The following is an 18806-nucleotide window of genomic DNA, read 5'->3' as shown; positions in this document are numbered from 1 at the left end:
AGGTTTATCATATAACTTTTTTATAAAACATAATTATAGCTGAGGGTTGGGTTGACGGTGTTACCAACAAACCGGTATCCATTAGTTCACTACCCGTGAGTTTAACCGTTTCTTTCTTATCAATATCTTCCACCTCGTATACAGCTTCACGTTCAAGCCCGTATAACCTGAACTTCATAGCAGCAACCGCGGTATTCTCCCGGATAAATGCCTGTAGTACACCCTCCCCTGATGACGGACAGTTAAACTGCCACGCGAGCCAGTGGTTGTTATCGTTGATATATGGGGTCAGAGGGTAGTAATCACCTAAGAACAGTTTTGTAATTCTTTTACGTAAAGCTTCAACTTCGCGGATAGTATTATAATCCTGTGTTTTATCACGCATGTCATAACCGTATATTATAAACGGCGCAGTAAGAACACTGCGGATAAGATATCCTGTTTTATTGATCCAAAACCCAGTCCCGTAATACGGTATCCACGAAGATATACTGTATGTATGCTGCTGCTGCGCCTGCTGGTTAAATATATAATCCGACCGCAGTAACGGCACGCCGCGGCGTAAAGTTTCAACATCATTCCTTCTCCCGCCTGAAGCGCAGATATCAATCAACATCCCGGGATGGCGGCGCAGGAGTTCGTCAAGGTATGCGTATAATCCTTCAACATATCTTATCTCTGTAATCCCCTGGCGGCAGGGAGTATCATTTGCACGCCAGTAGTTCAGCGGTTCAATATTAAAATCCGTACGGTACAAATCAATCCCTTGTTCATTAATAACTTTATCCGCGTGTTCCACCCACCAACTCCTCGCGTCTGCATTCCCGAGGTTTAATAGTTTCCATTCACCGTCTTTCCCCAGGCCAAGTAACCATTCCGGATGGTTTTCGTATAACCACGTCCCCGGTGTCACGCGTTCAGGTTCAAACCATACGATTGAATTTACACCTTTTTTATGCGCGTAATCGGTGATAGAGCGCAACCCGCCGGGAAAACGGGTTTTATCAACTTCCCATGTACCGGTTTCATGCCAAGTTTTTTTTACGGGATACCACCCGGCATCCATCCACCAGAAATTGATTTTGATACCTTCCTCAAGATACCTATCCAAAAAAAACTTTTGCCATGTTTCGTTTGTCTGCACCATTTCCGCGTAATACAGTGAACTACACCCCGCGCACATTGGTTCCAGCGGTTTCCCGTTATTCCTTAGCATATTATGCTCAAGCATCCACCGGCGCCAAACATTTTGAGAACGGGTACGGTTGTTCTCACCATGCCAAAACTGGAGGACAACCATTGGGTTACGCACTTCTTCCCCGGGGAATAGTTTGAACCTCGTAAGTTCCTGCCCACCGGTAATGAATACCATTTTTTTGTTAGCCACAAAAAAATTTAGTGCCCACTGTCCTGCCCATCCTAATGCCAGGATGACACCGCGCCCGGCGTATTCAAGGTTAAAATAAGGAAAGTCGCTATTGACAGGACGCCCGCCGCAGGTGGAAATACGTTTTGCCTGGCGGTACATCAGCGTTGTACGATGGGGACGGTAATCATCAGCAGAATTCGGGCTACCTGTATGGTGGTTGAGAATAAAATCAGTATTTTGGTCAGTTTCGTTAATACCAAACCCGGCACTTATAGGCATGAGGTTCGAGATTATACCGGTATCCGTATCCCCCGTGTTTTTAAGAAATAGTGTCCATTCAATAGTTGGGTAGTCGTTATAAAGTATGAGTACGCATTTTACCTGTAGTTTGGTTTCAGGTAAAACAAACTTTACTGTATACCTTTTCTTTCCAATTAATTTCTCTTCATAAACTTCTGCAGGAATGTTTGGAAATAACGTTTCAGTTTTTTTGTCGTCATACTCAAACCCAAACGGTAGTTTATTACCCGTATTCTTTGATTCAAGAACACTTAAATATTCAGTAATCCATGCTTTGCATAAATCAAAATCGGATGGGGAGACTAATGACATATCTACACCTTATAAATCCCCGCACCGATATACCGTGTTTTGTTCTCATCATGGAAATAGTACGCCGTAAAAATACTGCCATCCGGGAGTTCAACAGAACTCGGGTACCCGAGGTCGCTACCGCTACCGTCAGTACGCAAAACATTTTCGCGTTCCATATCCCAAGTCTTACCCCCGTCTTTACTTATACACGACCGCACACCAAATGGTTTACGGCGGTAACCGTACGCACACAAAACGTTGCTATTCTTTAACAATAACAAACTCGCAGGGAAGCCCCAAAAAGGTGTACGTATCGGCGTAGACCATGTTTTACCGTTATCCGCTGACACTGACTGGTAACAATACCCTTCACCGACAGGTAACGGGCGCATAATACAAAGTATATTCCCATCCGGTAGTTTTAGTAATGCAGGTTCTGATAATCCTTCCGGATTATCCGCTGCAGTATTTATCTCACCTGTTTTTGTCCATGTATTACCCTTATCTTTTGAACTCATAAGTACTACCACACCTTTATTCCCGGGATGGCCATATAACGGTATCAATAGTTCACCCGGCTGGGTTTCAACTACAGGTTCTGATGTTGCAATAAGCTCGAGAGGGTCAACTGAGGTTATCACCATCTGAGATTCTGTCCACGTATTACCGTTATCCGTTGAACGCCATATATGGGTACCGATCACTGAAGCCCTGTGATATTCTAAATAATTATGTTCACGTGAATACCTAATCCCCCGCGCAGTAACCTCTTCCTCCGTCTTGAACAGTTCCCAGTCAAATGAGGAGAGTATCAACGTCCCGTCTTTCATCTGCATTATTGACGGATCCTGGAGGCCAACAGTACTTTTCCCGGAAACGACTTCACCTGTCTTTTCCCAGGTTTGCCCGTTATCCTTCGACCTCACGATTGTTGTCTTAGATTCCGGATCAATATGCGACGGCTTGCCTCTCCATGGTGCATCCCGGAAAACTATGAGTAACTCACCGTTTTCAAGTTTTACAACGCTAGGAAATGCGCTGTAATGTTCCACGTTTTTGTACACCGTAATTGTTTTGATATCCATTTTTTATCCTTTCATTAATGTGTTCTTACCACATAATAATAGCAAATTCGTTGTGGAGGACACATTAAGTGTTTTGAGTTTATAGTATTCTTGTATTACTCGCTTATAACTTCATCACTATAATCATTCTCTGTATCGGTAGATAAAAGACTCTCTTCCTGAATATCTTCTTCAGCTTGAATTTCTTCTTCAGTAATGGCTTCCGTAATGTCATTACCTATGTCAAGTTGAGGTAATAGTGGTTGAGATGGTATATTAGTAACGGGAATAACAGCGGGTACTGTTTTTTTTGTGGATCTGCCAAACCCTATGATTACTCCTGCTTTATGCAAACCCCCGAGTTCATGTACGGTATATGCGTAATCAATTGCAAAATTTGAGATCTTAAACCCAATACCCACACTGTATTCCCCGGTATTTATTCCAAAACGCAGGCATAAAGGTTTTAGCAAGTAAACCTCTGTACCCGCATAATAATCTAAGGTTACCGATTTATATAACTGTTCAACGTCAGCTGTTATTATCCATAAATCCTTAAATATTTTATACATCATACCACTGCGTAAAGATACCGGCGGGACAAGTTCTCCTGCGGCATACACGTTACGCACCACCCCTGCAAGCGTCAACCGTGAATTAAATAATGTTTTGGATAACCCTAAATCCACAGCAGCCATTGTTCTGTTGTAAGTATAAAGTTTTATATCTCCAACTTTTAACGATATTCCCCAGGAAAATGATTCATCAACTTTTTTCCCTGCACTAAAACAATACAGCGTCTCGTAAATCGATATAGTATCACCACGTTGCCCGTTTTCGTCATATACCTTAAACCCGTCACTCGAACGCTGGTACACAGCCATTCCAATATTAGTATTTAAAAAATTCAACAAGTAACCACTCACAAACACGTCACGCGTATCTTCCGGCATATTAGCACCATATAAATATATTTGTTTATGTTCCATCCTGCTAAGCAGCGCGGGGTTCCAATAAACAACTGATGCGTCGTTTGTATACGCTACACCAGTACGTCCAAGCGCCACCTGCGCTGCGCCCATACCATAAAAAGTTAACGGATACGCCACACCGCCAATATCCGCTGATACGGCGTAATATTGTGACGATACCAACTGTGATGCCAGTACTAAACAGATAACAGCATTAATAAAAGTACTGTATTTCTTCATCAGTATTCCACCAAAAATTTGCTTACTGTAGACACACCTTTATCTGTAACAATTTTAAATATGTACCCGCCAGGAGATACACGCGTACCATACTTATTATACCCATCCCACTGCACAGTATTTGGCCCAACCTTTGCACCGTTTTCCCCCGGCATTATCTCCCATTCCTTCACCAATGTACCATTGAGGTCGTATATCATAATCTTAATCGCCACATCATTACTCAAAACATACGCGATGTTAAGCTTACTCTTCATAGGATTCATTACGGAAGGATACGAATATACGAGTGCTACCGATTCATATATTGTTCCAACAAATACTGCTTTAGACTCCGGTGACCACTCACTCCATAGACCTGCGTTATTTAGTGCACGGGTACGGTAAACATAACAATTACCTATAATCCTGATATCATCCGCGGGAAGAACAGAATTATTATAATTTTGAGTAGCATTGTTACCAACTGTAACATAATCCACATCGAATTTAACAACATCAATTGTTCTCCACACAGGATCATTATTCACGCGTTCCTGCAATTCATACAAACTGACCCCTGACCCAACACCATTCATCATTAATTCCGCAGGAGTAGGATCCATCCCCGGAGAATGTATAGAGATCGTAAAAATCCCTTTTTCCACATTTTTCTTTCCTGTAAAAATGTTCTCAGGGATCGGCGCGCTGTTACTTAGTAACATTGGCGGAGTAAGGTCAATCATTACCACACAACTCTTAAGAGGGCCAGTTTTAACCTGACTTTTTTTGATATTGTCAAAATCAACGTATTCATACACAGACGCCGCTTTCAAGTGCACATAGTACCGGTTTCCATGAGTAAGCATTACTGGTACAAGTATTTCATAAACGTTTTCGTTGCTAATTGATACATCCCGCATAATTCTTTTCCATCCCAAAGTTATTGAATTATAACTGCCTATCTCGCTGCTTGAATCCATGGCGGATGACGATGTGCCAACAGCGTACATAACTCTTGATAGATTCACTGTTCCATCATTAGTTAGTAAATTAATTTTGAACGCAATACTGATTTTACTAGAATTGGACTTCCACGCAGTTGACTGCACCCCGGGAGTTAAAGGATCAGCGTCTATGTATTCAATATCAGGTGAAGCAAAATGTTTTATGGTAACCTTTCCTGATTTCAAAGGGAATACACTGGAAGTGCTTATAATAGCCGAGGCCGGGTTTCTTGTAATACTCTCAATCCCAGGTATTTCAATCTCAACCTCATGTTCTTCGGTGTTTATAACATTCACATTACCACTAACTCTATTTACCCACCCAGCCATACCCGTTATAAATATAGAACTTTCAGTATCGGTAATATAAACTTTAGTAGTCGTACTAAAAACAATGTTAGCTATACCTTTGCGGAAATCATTCGACCCATTAAATACACTAGCTACTAATCCTGTAGGATCCAGGGTATCAGTTGACGACAATACCCCGTCATTGTTTACATCGCGGTATACCCAAAGTTGAATGAGATCACCCTCACCGTAATAGTCAGGATATTCCGAACTAGTACCCGCTTTCTCAATCGCACCGGTTTGCCGTAATTTTAACCCTGTCAATTGCACGACATTTTTGTTTGTCTTGAGTCTCAACCGTAATAATGGCAATTCTTGTGCCTGTTTGACAGTTACTGGCGCAAGACTTTCAACTGTCACATTAAGTTCAGCTGGGACAATCCTTGCTTTTGAAAGCGTCTCAAACGGTAAATTTGTTGATAAAACAATATTGGGTTCATTAACAACAATACGTAGGTTATCCATAATTCTTAACCCCACACTATGGCCCGCCTGTGCGGTATCCGCAATGTCATAAAGTACAAAAAACTTCTTAGGCGCACTTGTTATTGTTTGTGAGGATACTGATATACTGATATTCGGCCCGGCTGTATCATCCGGGAAAACATCCTGCCCGGAAGATATCAACGTGTCTGATATATCCCATAGATCGTTTGCGTTGGAATCAGAATATATTTTTACACAGCTGACATCTTTATTTGTCCCAGTTAATGGTGAAGATGTTCCATATCCTGTTCCCGTACGCTGAAACTGTAGTCCCGACCATATCGCATCAGCTCTATTTGTTGTTAACTGAAACGCGCATATAACAACATTTTTATCACCCTGTGTTACAACAGATGCGGGATATTTATTGGTATCCACCGGCACAAATGTTATTTGGTCAGGATAATCCGTAATCGTTGAATAAAAACTTTCAATAGGAAAATTATCGGGGATAACATAATCCGGTTCCTCAATGATAAGATAGCTTGTAGCAGGTAACGATATCCCAATCCTTCTTTCAACACCGGCAAGATCATAAATATCATATGTAATAAAGTATACCTGTCCTTCTAAATCGGTGCCAATAGTTTCAGGGTTATTAAACACTAACTCGCAATGTTTATTAACAAACTTGTTAAAACCCGCGTTCATAAGTCCTGGGGCATAGCCTTGACGGTCAACTAATATATCTGACATAATACCATACACTATTGCATCAACATTGTGATTGTCTACATTTGACCCTAGTATCCCGCGGGATATCCTACTTAATGTATAACGATTCACTATTCCCATGACAGTAGAGGTTATCGTCATTGTTGATCCATAATATCTCATGATTTCTCTGTCAATCATCAAGTATCCGCTATTCGGGAAAATGGACGTTGAATCCACAACAATATATCCGGTATCGTTCTTTGTATAGATACTCTTTAATCTACCTTCTGGTACAAGAGTAGTGTTCTCGAATCTCTTAGTAGCGTTGAGGTCACGGTATACCTTAACTGCTGCAATATCATTATCCAACGCATCGCCCGTGAGGTTTAATTTTAATCCGCGCCAAGTTACAGCATTATCATTTGCACGAAGTGTGAGTTGCAGAAAACCTCTATTTTTATCACCTTGTTGTACAGTTGCCGGTCTTATAATTTCAGAATTAACTATTAGATTATCGATAGTTGATAATACTCCAGGAGTACCTCCACTAATATCATTATTAATCACTATATTATGATTGAACCATATTCCTAAATGCTCCTGGCTGACATCAAAGTAACTGTTATCCCTGATTGAAGCACCAAAAAAATGCCCGCTAACTGCCGTCGGGCTAATATCCGCTGCTATATAGTATACCGTAGGTGTTGCAGTGATCAACACATACTGTTTTCCATAAGTCGTTTGGTCCATCGGGTACGCAGGATCATCCAACTGTACTTGTGACATATTATCATTGAAATACGGTTGTCCTACGTACGACTCACCTAATTTTATACCAAGATTATTATCATTGCCCTTATATACATAAAGCCGTTCAATATCGCTATCCTCATACCGGTTACTTCCAGGAGAAAACATTTTTATTCCCAACCCATATAACCGCACGTAGTAATTATCACATGAAAGAGTTAACTTCAATAAAGGAACATTCCTCTCACCCTGTTTTATCGTACCAGAGATTACGGTACCTGATGTATGAGTCACGGCAACTGTATTATACTGTGCCCGAGTAATTCCGGATATAGTATTTTGGGTTACAGATGTGTAAGATATTATTTCATTCTCAACAACAGCGTATCCGTACTGTGGAAACATAGCAGTTGAGTCTACATGGAAACTCGTATCGTCTACGCTTGCCGTATCTCTTAATACCATACAGTTAACGGGGCTGATTTTCGCTGTGACCGTTCTTGGGCTAGGAATTATTGTTCTTTGATCCGATATGTACGACAAATCTATTGTTGTACTTGACACATAATTTGGCGAGGCTATCATAAACGCTTCATAATTTGTTAATTCGACGGAAACCTGCTCATTTGGCGTTGCGGTATCACTAATATCCATACTTACAAAGTAACGGTTGCTTATGCCTATGGATAACGACTTTTCTGCAGTAAATATGCGCTGTTGGGTCACAGTTGAGAATATAATCGCGCATTCACCACTGCGACCGTTATTATTAAATGTCCCCGATCCGAGCAATACATCGCTGTTTGTATCAAATACCGCATTATTGTTTATATCATACCATATACCTACCCCGTTGATATCAGTATCACTAGACCTGGTCGTTCCTACACGGGTAAGCTTTATACCGGTCCAATACGCATCCCCTTGATTGGTTTCCGCAGTAAATGCCATGATTTCATTATTCTTAGTCCCCTGCATTAAATATTTATATGTATTAACATTAATCCCTTGTACATTAATTACTGTATTAGTTGACTCGTACGCCTTAAAAGTAACCTCATCTGGAAACTCGTTCACAACAGATAGTGTGTAAATAAAGGGTATGTTATCGGTTGACACTCTATCCGGTGAATAAACGGTAAAATAATTTGTTGTTTCTACTGATAACCCCAGCCTTGTTGACCCTGTTTTTGCAAGATAATCAATGTCATAAGTGACAAAAAACGCCTGGCCTTCCGGTGTAACTTCATTGTACTTCCTTGATACTACTAACGGGATTTCAACTGTCCCGTTATTAAACGTGTAAGCGTTATACTTACTTAGTGATGCTAAACCGTTTTCTTTGTCATAATCCGTAAACACACCATCCCTGTCACCGGTAACGGTTGCCCCTGCGGAATGTTCTTGAACTTTAGTACCGCATATCCCTCGAGTAGTAGTCACTATCCGATAACTGTTATTTGTTGAGAGTAACTGATTGTATTCCATTTTCTCGGTACCAACAGCAATGGTTCCGGTTGAAGGGAACCCGGATATCGTATCTATCCAAATTGTGGTATCACCGGAAAGTACCGCCTGTGCAATTATTGTGGTAGGGTTCATATCCTTATAAATATTAACTTCTTTAATATCTCTATCCCCTCCTCCGCTTACACGGTCAATCTTTATTGTTTTTAGGATCGCTGAATTATCATTTGTTGAGAAGTTAAGTTTTATCATAACAACGTTTTTATCGCCCTGTGTTGCAGCAGAGACTGCTACGTATTGCGGTTCAACTTTCATAATATCTATTGTCGGAACAATACTTACCATCGCACTTAGAATTGGATAAATATTTTGGCTACTATTTACCGTGGCGTTAATAGGAATAAAGTCCGGGTGGAATAAAATTTCAGCGCCATGACTTGACCCGATACTTGCTGATGCATTGAAGTCAAATGTAATGAAATAGTACTGAGTTGTGGGTGTCACCTGGTCATACGCAATATCATTCGTTATATCCAATATCACACTGTTATTATCAAACTGTCCCGCATCAGTCACTGGTATATCGATAGATGGTTCAAATACTTTTGACCTATTAGTATCCAACCATAACCGCACTTGTTTTATATCACTATCACTCCCCCCTTCATCAGCACAATGCATCACCTTGACTTTATCTAACCTCGCGGGATATTGATTTGTCCACAATCCAAGCATCAACATCGCAACATTATTTGTGCCCTGCGGGACATTAAGAGTTGTTGTTGATTTTCCTGTAGAACAGTTTATATAGGTTGCAGCAACGCTATTATACATAACACTAATTGTCTCGGGTGGGACACTTAAAGTCGACTGGTACGACCGTATAGGAAAATTGTTTTTTGCAACCTTCACCGTAGAATTTGTACTCATGAATATATATCCGGTTTCTTTGATTTCTAACCCTAGACTCCCTGAACGGTTGGTGTTGGAGGGTATACGAACTGTTAAAAAGTACATTTCTTCATTCTGTGGGATAATTTCTAGTACTGCTAACAAGAGGTCTGCATAACCCATCACATTAAAGACGGCAGATGATAAGAATAGATCCTCCGCAGAGCTATAGTCCCCAAGTATTTTATCCCCTTCGAAAGTACCATTAGAGTTACTGTCCTTATATAACGCAACTTCAGTTATTTGGTTATACGGCAACGTACCGGTTTTATAAACTCTTAGTTGATTTATTTGCGCATAATTAGTAGACGCTTTGGTTAATGGATCTATGCGTAATCTAAGAGATAACATAGCTACCGGTGACGGGCTCTCCGCTATCGATCCCTGTCCCTGGTATAAGTGCTTTGCTATACCTATTTGCATTTTCTCATCAGACTCCTCAGGTGCAATATCTTTTGGAAACACAATAATCCCAACGATATCAATGTTTTCGGAAGATAGCATCCCGTCGTTTGTATGACCGTTGATGTTAGAATTATTATAATCCGTCACTCCGATAGTAAGCGTCTCCTGCATAACATCTTGCACGATGAAAGTTGTTATCCCGGCATCGGTAGTAGTGAACTGGTATAATGCAGGGGTAAAACTTGCGGTTGATGAGTTCGTCCAAAATATCACTCTTCCGGTATAATACTGCCCGTTAACCGGATCACCGGCCGCAATATTTTGATAAAGATCGCGTGCTTTAACAGTTATTAAACCCGGAGTATCTACGCTAAGACCCATGATGTGATAAGCATGGTTAATCGAAAAATATGCCGCAGTAGTTGGTGTAATAACCTGCTGCTGTACCGCATCATCCCATCCTTTCGACGGGTATTCGGAACAGGTTATGATAGGGGTTGAAGCAATTTGGTCTTTATAATAAAAGGCCGTACAGCTTTTCCCTGATTCAAACAATAAATCTTTTTGTTCTGACCATCCATCGTCCACAGTGGATATATTAAACCTTGCCCAGTTTGATGTCGTATAAAGTTTAACAGTGACATTCTCGTTGATAGGTGACTCATTCCCAAAACTATCTCGCGTCTGCAATTGCATTACAGTATCCATTGTGTTACCGGATGTATAATCAGGATAATACTGTACCGTTGTCCCGGCAATTAATCTGCGTGGCGGGGTAGTGAATACAATTTTTGATACCTGTGCAGGATTTACAGTGAACCCGCTTGAGATTGCGCAAGCATACACCGCCGGTGTGCTGGTATCTACCGCCGTAATCGTCCAAGTAGTCCCCGCGGTTTTGAAATTCGCTGTAATCATAGCCGTCCCTGAGGAAAGAATGACATTAATTGGAAGGATATTATCTGCATGCGGATTATTTGTTACCAACGATACTGTGATTGTTGAAGAAACAATATTCCAGTTATCATCCGTCGCATTAATTGTGATAGTAAACCCCACCCCTGCGGTTTGTGCTGAAGGACTGCCATTTTTTCCGCTTACCGTTCCAGTCGCAGCGGTTTCACCTATTAACAATACCTGTAAACGATTACCTCCAAATACAGAAACCCGGGCATCGATAATGACCGTAATACAGATAATCAATACGGACAATAATCTGATAATCCAAGGCATAAATACAATCGTTTCCTTTTCCATAATATTGTAGAGCGCGTTTTATAAGAATGTACAATATGTCAACATTAATAGCACAAAAACCCTTTCTTTACAACTTGACCAAGAGAACCCTCTCTTATGTTAGACAAACAAAAATGAAAAATTATTCATAATATAATAAAAAAGTTTTTGTATGATACTTCTATTATGTTATACAAAGTTGTACAAAAATGGCTGAACAAATAAACACGTTCTCCGCGTTCAAACACCGCAACTTCATGCTCCTATGGATCGGCACCGTAGTTTCGCATGTCGGTGATTTTATGCAGATGATCGCGCAAAGCTGGCTGGTGTTAACCCTCACAAACTCGCCGTTAGCTATTGGGCTGGTAGCCTTTTGCCAGGCCGCCCCGAGGTTGGTATTAAGCCCGTTACTCGGCGTATTCTCTGACCGTATGGACCGCAAGAGATTTATGATATTTGCGCAATGGGTAGCGATGCTGCAGGCGCTGGTATTCGGTGTATTAGTAGCTTTTGATGTTATACAGTTCTGGCATATAATCATAATCGCACTGGTACTCGGTATTGCGAACTCGGTAGGGCAGATTAACCGCCAAGCGATGATATCCTCAATCGTACCGAGGGAAGATATAACCAACGCTGTAGCATTAAACGCCGGTGCGATGAATGCCGCAAAAGTTGTGGGGCCTGCGATCGCCGGGATTTTGGTTAGTACAATCGGTATAGCCGGGTGTTTGTTTATCAACGCAGCAAGTTTTATCGCGATCCTCGCAGCGCTGTACCTTATGGATATACCAAAAGTTGAACGCATGAATAAAATACGTAGTGTCACAGCCGAAACAATGGAAGCCGTGCGGTACGTTTTTAAAGACCGTGAAGTATTACTCGGTATACTGATAGTTTACGGGATGGGCTTATTTGGTATGGCGTACTCGAGGTTGATGCCGGTTTTTGCGCGTGATATTTTGTTTATGGGCCCTGAGGGTTATGGGTACTTAATGACACTCCCGGGGGTCGGCGCTATTATTTCCATACTTTTTATTGCCAACCTCAGAGGAAATATTAACCGCGGAAGAATCGTAATAGTTTCTAACCTCATTTTTGGGGTTACACTACTAATTTTTTCATTCTCCAAAAACGTGATACTAACCGCCGCGTGTTTAATTATGCTCGGTGCAAGCCAGCTTTTCTGCAGGTCTTTAACCAACGTTATCATCCAGCACAACGTCCCGGATGAAATGCGTGGCCGGGTATTAAGTTTTATGTTCATGGATATAGGGCTCTGGGCAATGGGCTCATTTTTGTTAGGTATGCTCGCGGAGTACACCTCCGCGCCATTAGCGATCTCAGTTGGTGCAACGCTTTGTATGATGGTCCCGCTGACAATCTTTGCGTATAAACGCACGCGTAAAACATCCTGACATTTTTGTGTTTAACAAAGTATAATAATAGGTAAGAGGTGTTTAAACATATGGATAATTGTGAGGAGAAAAAAATGCATAATGACGGGATGTTCAGTGTTGCGTATTTATTAACGGTGCTCGGGGCAATTATTTATTATATCCAGCACTCAGCAAGTTTTTGGGGTGGTGTCCTTGGGTTCTTAAAAGGCTTGATCTGGCCATTATTTGCAACCATAAAAATACTTGAACTCCTGAAAATGTAATAATCGTGTTATGAAAGAAATGGATTATACTAAGTATAAACTCAAACCCGCGGGTGATATTGCTGCGGGAATAAAAAACTGCGGGTCTTCCTACTGCGTTGTTGCGTGTAATAAATGTTTTACTGAATACGTTAAAGACACAGAACCCGAACCTGAAACACTGACGGCGGAACTCAAGACTGCAGGATTAGCGAACCCCAACATTTTGAGGGTAGATTTTTTGTGTAACAAAAACTTTAATGAAAAGATTATTTCAGGATTTATTTCTGATAACAAATCATCCAGTATTGTCGTGATCTCCTGCGGTATCGGTGTGCAAAGCGTTGGGTCATACTCCGCAATACCTGTTATCTCGGGCTGTGATTCTATGAGTTACTACGGCCACCACGGCATTGCGTTATCCTATAACCGCTGTGACGCCTGTGGGCAGTGTTATCTAAACGACACCGCCGGTATTTGTCCGGTAACCGCCTGCGCTAAAAGTTTAGTCAACGGCCCCTGTGGCGGTGCGAAGGATGGTAAGTGTGAAGTAAACAAAAACAAAGACTGCGGATGGGTACTCATCTACCGCAAACTCGAGAAACAGGGACGGTTAAAAACTTCGGTTACGCATCCCGCTAAAATCCGTGATTACAATATCAACACATACACAAAAACAGCGGGGTACACAAAAACCATGCGTGACCGCCGGTTCACCGGCTTTTACGGCGGGTTTTATCCAATTGAACATAAAGAGTTGAGTGAAGACAAAAGTATAACCGTTATACCTGCAGGAGATATTGTTGCGGTACCGTTGGCACAGCATATAGGCGCACCCTGTACAGCAGTTGTGAAACCCGGGGATAATGTTACTGTTGGACAGTTAATCGGCAAAATCCCGGAGACCGCAAAAACCGGGTGCCCGGTACACTCACCCGTCAGCGGGACCGTAAAATCAATAGAATACCGTATTAACGCATTAGGGGTAGAAGTATTGACAGTAATGATTAATAACGACGGGAAGAACACTATTTCCCCATCCATAAAACCCGGTGGTGATACGGATAAACTCACAAAACAAGAATTGCTGGAGATCATTAAAAATGCCGGGATTTCCGGTATGGGCGGTGCAGGATTTCCTGCGTGGCTAAAACTAAACCCCGTAAAACCTGTTGATACCGTTATACTCAACGGTTGTGAATGCGAACCGTATCTCACAACGGACTACCGGTTAATGATAGAACACGCGGAACGCATACTCTACGGCCTCAAAGCAATGCAAAAAACTACAGGTGCGGTGAACGGCATTATTGCGGTGGAAGATAACAAACCCGCAGCGTTTAACGCGTTCACTGCGGTATTAACCAAAGAAAAAGAACAAGTTAAGTATCCCAATATTACAGTGGTAGGCGTTAAGACAAAGTACCCGCAGGGCGCGGAACGCATGCTTATCACACGGTTACTTAACCGTGTAGTTCCCCGTGGCGGGTTCCCCTATGACGTTGGCGTGGTTGTACAAAACGTAGCTACAGCGAAAGCCGTGGCGGATGCCGTTCTTGAAGGTATACCATTAACCAACCGCGTAGTAACAATCACCGGGGAGTACATCAAAAACCCGGGTAATTATGAGGTGGCTATCGGGACAAGTATACAATATTTACTTAACCACTGCGGTCTAACCGCACCGTTAACTGATACAGTATTAAAACTTGGCGGGCCAATGATGGGTATTGACGTGGATTTCACAAAGGATAATTTTGATTTACCAATAACAAAAACCACTTCCGGGATTACGGTAACCAACAAAAAAGTAGTTGAAAAACTTAGCTGCATAAAATGCGGGCGGTGTGTGGACGTATGCCCGATGGAACTATCACCTTCGCGGTATGTATACTACGGAACAAAACAGGATTGGAAATCCATGGGCGATACCGGGGTGATGGACTGTATTGAATGCGGCTGTTGTGAAAACATTTGTTCCTCAAAATCGTCGTTAGTCGCTATAATAAAACAAGCGAAGAAAGAGTTAAGGAAGAAGTAATTCTTATGCTGATAACACAAATAAAAAAAGTTGATGATTTACTTAATACCCCGGAGAAACGCGTTGTCCTGATCACCTGCCTTGGTTGTTATGAAGCATTTTTCCCGTTGAAGGAAGTTGAAGAACTAAAGAAAATTTTAACCACAAAAAAAGATGTTGTAGCTGACGTGGTAACCGACTATTTATGTAATCCTGACTACTGTGAACCCAACCTTGCAAAGCATACTAAACAAATCGCTGATGCGGAGGCTGTGATAATCTTCTCCTGCGGGGTTGGCGTACAAACTTTCTCAGTGTGCAAAGGCGCGGATAAGGTTGTGTATACCGGCTGTGATACTTTGTATGTCCCCGGATTTCAGGGGATTACCGCGATGGAGCACGACTGTGACCAATGCGGCGACTGTATGTTAAACAAAACATTTTCTATCTGTCCCATAACCGCGTGTTCTAAAGGATTACTCAACGGCCAGTGTGGCGGTACAAAAAACGGTAAGTGCGAGGTTGATAAAGATATGCCCTGCGGGTGGGAACTTATATACCGCCGTGCAGAAAAAATGGGTAAGTCTAAGGAGTTAAAGAATATAGTCAATATACGTGACTACTCCAAGATGATAGTCGAACCGGAAAAGAAAGGGTAGTTTATTAAGATGAAACTTACAGAACTTTTTAACAAAAACGAATTCGTGATCACCGCGGAAGTTGGCCCGCCAAAAGGGTTTCATATTGAAAACCTTATGCACGAAGCTAAGACCTATCTCCGTGATAAAGTACACGGGATTAATGTTACGGACAACCAGTCGTCAGTTATGCGGCTCAGCGCATTGCCTGTATGTAAAGCCCTGAAAGATGAAGGGTTAGAGCCGGTATACCAGATAACCTGCCGTGACCGTAACCGTATAGGATTACAGTCCGACCTTCTTGGCGCTGCAATGTTCGGTATTGAAAATTTGTTGTTACTAACCGGCGACCATCAAACGTTAGGGGATCATAAAGGCGCAAAAGGTGTGTTTGACCTTGATTCTGTATCACTGATCCACACCGTAAAAAAGTTGGAATCCGGGGAAGACCTTATGGGTAATAAGTTAGACGGCATACCGCCTTCGTTTGCAAAAGGCGCGGTGGTTTCGCCCTGCAGTGATTCTGTGGATGTTCAATTAGCTAAGATGGAACAAAAAGTCGCGGCGGGTGCTGAGTTTTTTCAAACCCAGGCTGTGTATGAACCCGAAAAGTTCGCAGCGTTTATGGAGAAAGCTAAACAATTCAAGGTTCCTGTGATGGCGGGTATAGTATTCCTGAAATCCGCGGGGATGGCAAACTTTATGAACGCAAATGTTGCCGGGGTATATGTTCCCCCGGTGCTAATCGACGAATTAAAGAAGGATAAAGAAAAAACTAAAGCCGGGATTACCGGCGTGGAAATCGCGGCGAAGCTTATCAAAGAAATGAAACCCTACTGCCAGGGAGTACATTTGATGATGCTCGGGATGGACAGCAAAGTACCCGATATTTTGAAACAAGCAGGGATCTAGGCTAAAACGGTTTTTTTAATACGCGTATCGCATCTTCCGCAGTGTCAGTTGTGATATAATCCACACCCCACGCAGCGTAACGTTTCATGTTTTCAATATTGTTAACTGTCCACACAACTATTTTTATACCCTCGGCATGCGCTTTTTTTATGAACTCTTCCGTTAAACTCGCGTAGTGGACATCCAATCCGGTAAGCCCGATTTTCTTTATTACATCGATGTTATTGAAATTGTAGGGTATACAATTCTTTGTTTTTGAATCTCTTACCTCGCGTAATAACTGAAATGTCCCGCGAATACCCGGGATTTGTTCTTTCGCATAGACAACAGTTGGTTGAGAGAATCCTATGATAACCACCTGTGCTGCCTTGCCGCTGGATTCAATTACGCGTTTGAGTTCCGGTATAATTTCTTTCCCCACCTTTATCTCGACAAACATTTCTTTACCTTCAGGTATTGTCTTAAGCACGTCTTCGAGTAACGGCACTTTTTCACCGGTATATTTCTCGTTCTTCTGTCTTCCAACGTCCAAACACTGAACCTCACTCAAAGTAACAGTTGAGATTGCCAAATTATGCCCGGAAGTACGTTTAGCTGACGGGTCATGCATAAGTACGATATGCTTATCTTTTGTCAGGCGGACATCAATTTCCACGATATCCGCACCAAGCTCCCACGCAAGTTTTATCGCTGCCATCGTATTCTCCGGTGCAGTGACTGACGCACCGCGATGCGCAACAATTTTTGGGGTAACAACAGTGCTAGAATCAATATTTACTGCTGATAATAAGGAACTGGTAATACACACGAAAACGGTAATTAATATTATCACACTGTTTTTTATCATAATTTTATTATACCACAGAAGATATGGTGTAAATAACCATTTCATTATTTTATATACTATTATCTAAATTAATAATATTTAATTAACTTAAATTTAGGAGGCAACCGAGTTTGTTTATGAAAAACAGTTTTGTAATACTGTTATTACTCACTTTACTTTCAATAACAAATACCACTGTGTTCTCCGCAGTACCTACAACCATAAATTTTCAGGGACGGTTGACAGACAGCATTGGCCAGTCGTTAAACGATACTACTAACCTGAATTTTAGTATATTTGACACTGCAACCGGCGGGACTGCTCTTTGGACAGAAACTCATACGAATATCAGCGTACTCAACGGTATGGTAAATATAACCCTGGGCAGTTATACCGTGCTTACCCCTGATCTATTAAAAATATACCCGCTCTGGCTTGAAGTGCAGGTGGAAAGCGATATATTATCCCCCCGGCAATTACTCTCCGCAACGCCGTATTCAATTATTGCGGTGGACAGCCTGAAATTATCCGGTAAAACGTATGACACGTTTTTATCTACTACCGGGGGAACAGTTGCCGGTACGCTAACCGCAGAAAATATGTGTATTGGCACCACCACTCCTGTCTTAGGCAAACTACACGTCCAACTTCCTGCGTGGTCCAACCGTGACACAGATACACAACACGCAATATTTGGCATAGCCCCCAGCAGCGGTGTGCGGGTAGGATACAACGCTACTAATAACCTTGGAGTAATCAATGTTTTGAAACCCGGTTTTGCATGGGGAAATCTAGCTTTACAGGAAAGCGGTACCGATACTGGTTACGTAGGAATCGGAACCACAAGCCCTAAAGCCAAACTCCACGTAAATTCCGGCACTGCGTATAACGCAGTAATATTTAATAGCCGCGCGTCAAATGCTGATGCAAACACATTACTTGAAGGGATTGGCGGCTACAACATTTCTATGGGAGTTTCCACAACTGGGCTCTACTTGTATTACTCCGACTCGTCGAATGTTGCGCGAGTACAATCTTTTACAGGGACAGCGCTAGACCTCGCGGAAAAACTTGAAGTCGGGAATAAGTGTTTGGATAAAACTAAAAAATCTGTCCTCACCCCCGGCGATATTTTGTGTATGGACCCGGAAGATACAATGAAAGTAATAATATCTGGTATACCCTATAACCCCAACGTCCTTGGGGTGATATCCACAAAACCGTTCACCGTTATGGGT

General features: G+C 41.9%; 11 protein-coding genes. 6 read left to right on the top strand and 5 right to left on the bottom strand.

Annotated elements, in window-relative coordinates; genetic code table 11:
- Positions 1 to 7 precede the first annotated feature (7 nt).
- From WC955_06320 to WC955_06305, 4 genes are all read right to left on the bottom strand, one after another.
- Positions 8 to 1981 carry an alpha-galactosidase gene (locus WC955_06320; protein ID MFA5858664.1) on the bottom strand — a complete coding sequence of 658 codons (1974 nt, stop codon included), beginning with the start codon at positions 1979 to 1981 and terminating at the stop codon, positions 8 to 10.
- A gap of 2 nt (positions 1982 to 1983) precedes the next feature.
- On the bottom strand, positions 1984 to 3048 hold the full coding sequence (locus tag WC955_06315) for a sialidase family protein (protein ID MFA5858663.1): 1065 nt from the start codon (positions 3046 to 3048) through the stop codon (positions 1984 to 1986).
- Between the two features lie 95 nt (positions 3049 to 3143).
- On the bottom strand, positions 3144 to 4238 hold the full coding sequence (locus tag WC955_06310) for a hypothetical protein (GenBank protein MFA5858662.1): 1095 nt from the start codon (positions 4236 to 4238) through the stop codon (positions 3144 to 3146).
- Complete coding sequence (locus tag WC955_06305) at positions 4238 to 11524, bottom strand: hypothetical protein (GenBank protein MFA5858661.1); 7287 nt, start codon at positions 11522 to 11524, stop codon at positions 4238 to 4240. The genes WC955_06310 and WC955_06305 overlap by 1 nt, the downstream gene beginning before the upstream one ends.
- Before the next feature lie 212 nt (positions 11525 to 11736).
- Between WC955_06305 and WC955_06300 the strand changes: the two genes are divergently transcribed.
- From WC955_06300 to WC955_06280, 5 genes are read left to right on the top strand one after another with little or no spacing between them, the layout of a single operon-like run.
- Positions 11737 to 12948: an MFS transporter gene (locus tag WC955_06300; GenBank protein ID MFA5858660.1), complete on the top strand. Its 1212-nt coding sequence runs from the start codon at positions 11737 to 11739 to the stop codon at positions 12946 to 12948.
- Positions 12949 to 12998: 50 nt separating this feature from the next.
- A complete protein-coding gene (locus WC955_06295; protein ID MFA5858659.1) occupies positions 12999 to 13193 on the top strand; it encodes a hypothetical protein in 195 nt (64 codons plus the stop codon).
- Positions 13194 to 13203: 10 nt separating this feature from the next.
- Positions 13204 to 15213 (top strand): electron transport complex subunit RsxC, encoded by a 2010-nt coding sequence (gene rsxC, locus WC955_06290; protein MFA5858658.1) that lies wholly within the window; start codon positions 13204 to 13206, stop codon positions 15211 to 15213.
- 5 nt (positions 15214 to 15218) lie between these two features.
- Entirely contained in the window at positions 15219 to 15851 is a 633-nt protein-coding gene (locus WC955_06285; GenBank protein MFA5858657.1) for a methylenetetrahydrofolate reductase C-terminal domain-containing protein, read from the top strand.
- A 9-nt stretch (positions 15852 to 15860) separates the two neighbouring features.
- On the top strand, positions 15861 to 16742 hold the full coding sequence (locus WC955_06280) for a methylenetetrahydrofolate reductase (GenBank protein MFA5858656.1): 882 nt from the start codon (positions 15861 to 15863) through the stop codon (positions 16740 to 16742).
- Position 16743: 1 nt separating this feature from the next.
- Here the strand turns inward: WC955_06280 and WC955_06275 are convergent, their stop codons facing one another.
- Positions 16744 to 17589 carry a glycerophosphodiester phosphodiesterase gene (locus WC955_06275; GenBank protein ID MFA5858655.1) on the bottom strand — a complete coding sequence of 282 codons (846 nt, stop codon included), beginning with the start codon at positions 17587 to 17589 and terminating at the stop codon, positions 16744 to 16746.
- A gap of 116 nt (positions 17590 to 17705) precedes the next feature.
- Between WC955_06275 and WC955_06270 the strand changes: the two genes are divergently transcribed.
- Positions 17706 to 18806 (top strand): hypothetical protein (locus tag WC955_06270; protein MFA5858654.1); only part of this gene is annotated, 1101 nt, incomplete at its 3' end.

This window comes from Elusimicrobiota bacterium (assembly GCA_041658405.1).
GTDB lineage: Bacteria > Elusimicrobiota > UBA5214 > JBBAAG01 > JBBAAG01 > JBBAAG01.
This window is presented reverse-complemented; position numbering and strand designations above follow the sequence as displayed.